General features: G+C 69.0%; 2 protein-coding genes. Both read left to right on the top strand.

Annotated elements, in window-relative coordinates; all coding sequences use genetic code 11:
• Window positions 1–434 precede the first annotated feature (434 nt).
• On the top strand, window positions 435–1,586 hold the full coding sequence (efeO, locus tag WDV06_RS36755; protein ID WP_395514143.1) for an iron uptake system protein EfeO: 1,152 nt from the start codon (window positions 435–437) through the stop codon (window positions 1,584–1,586).
• Between the two features lie 32 nt (window positions 1,587–1,618).
• On the top strand, window positions 1,619–1,804 hold the full coding sequence (locus WDV06_RS36750; RefSeq protein WP_395514142.1) for a hypothetical protein: 186 nt from the start codon (window positions 1,619–1,621) through the stop codon (window positions 1,802–1,804).
• Window positions 1,805–1,834 lie beyond the last annotated feature (30 nt).

The following is a 1,834-nucleotide window of genomic DNA, read 5'->3' as shown; positions in this document are numbered from 1 at the left end:
CCCCCAACCACCCCAACGCGTACCGCCCCACCCCCACACCCCCAAAAAAAAATTTAAAACCGTTGTTAACCCCCCCCCCCCCAAAACCCCCCCGCCCCCCCCCCCCCCCGGGCCCGCGCCGGGGGCGCGGCCGTGCGCCGCGGCCGCGGAGCGCTCCCGCACGCGCGCACCGGTGCGCCCCCGGTGCTCCCTCCGCCTGCCGAAGGCCGGGAAAACCGGACGGCAACCCCGGTCCCGCACGGAACGCGGAGGGGACTTGACTTCCGCTTGACCTTCGCTTGAGCCGCCCATGGAGGGGCCGTGACGGGCCCGTGTCCCGGGCCGGAAGGTGAGAGCTGAATCACTGGACGAGTGGGCATCGGTCAGGTAAGCCTCGGTTAAGTTAGGTCCGCCTCACCAGGCCGCCCCACGCCTCCACCCCGCCAGGAGCCCTCATGCGCCCCGCCCGCCTCACCGTTCTCACCGCGGCCGCAGCCGTCGCCGCGCTCACCGCAGTCACCGGCTGCGCGGAGAAGAGCGACAAGGGCGGCTCGGACGCGATCCACGTGAACGCGACCGACAGCGCGTGCGAGGTCTCCAAGACCGAGTTCCCGGCGGGCAAGGTCTCCATCGAGGTGGAGAACAAGGGCTCCAAGGTCACCGAGCTGTACGTGCTCTTCCCGGACGACCGCATCGTCGCCGAGCGCGAGAACATCGGCCCGGGCACCAAGGCCACCATCACCGCCGAGATCAAGGCGGGCGACTACCTCTTCACCTGCAAGCCCGGCATGAAGGGCGACGGCATCCGCACCAAGGTCAAGGCCACCGGCAAGGGCGCCACCGAGAAGCGCAGCCCCGAGCTGGACGCCGCCGTGGCCGCGTACCGCAAGTACGTCCAGGAGCAGGCCGACGAGACCATGCCGAAGGCCCAGGCCTTCGCCGACGCCGTCAAGGCCGGCGACCTGGAGGCCGCGAAGAAGGCCTACGCCCCCTCCCGCCTGGGCTGGGAGCGCACCGAGCCGGTCGCCGAGTCCTTCGGCGACATCGACCCGAAGGTCGACGTCCGCGAGGACGGCCTGGAGGCCGGCCAGGACCCGGCGAAGGACTGGACCGGCTGGCACCGCCTGGAGAAGTCCCTCTTCCAGGAGAACAAGATCGACGACAACGACAAGAAGCTCGCCGACACCCTGATCACCGACCTCACCGCCTGGCAGAAGAAGGTCGGCGAGGCGGAGATCACCCCCACCTCCATGGCCAACGGCGCCAAGGAGCTCCTCGACGAGGTCGCCACCGGCAAGGTGACCGGCGAGGAGGAGCGCTACAGCCACACCGACCTGGTCGACTTCAAGGGCAACGTCGAGGGCGCCGAGAAGTCCTACGAGCTCCTCAAGGCCGTCACCGCGAAGAACGACCCCGAGCTCGCCAAGCAGCTGGACACCCAGTTCGCCGCGCTGAACACCCTCCTGGACAAGTACCGGGCGGACAAGAACGGCTACGAGTTCACCGCGTACGACAAGGTCGGCGAGGCCGAGCGCAAGGAGCTCTCGGACGGTGTCAGCGCCCTGGCCGAGCCGCTCTCGAAGCTGGCCGCCGCGGTCGCCAAGTAGTCCACAGCCAGGCAGAGCGGGAGATCCCAACCATGACCGACGCCCAGGAGCCGAAGGTGTCCGAGGCCCAGGAATCCGCCCAGGAATCCGCCCAGGAGTCCGCCGGAGGCGCCGCGGCGCCCTCGCGCCGCGCCGTCCTCGGCTGGGGCGGCGCCGGGCTCGCGCTCGGGGCGGCCCCTTTTTATTATAAAAAAATAAGATCCCACCATTACCGTTAAGGGAAGGGGGCTTTCGTGTTTTTTTTTGTA

It is taken from the genome of Streptomyces racemochromogenes (assembly GCF_044129415.1).
Lineage (GTDB): Bacteria > Actinomycetota > Actinomycetes > Streptomycetales > Streptomycetaceae > Streptomyces > Streptomyces racemochromogenes_A.
The sequence above is the reverse complement of the archived record's forward strand: the minus strand, read 5'-3'. Positions and strand labels throughout refer to the sequence as shown.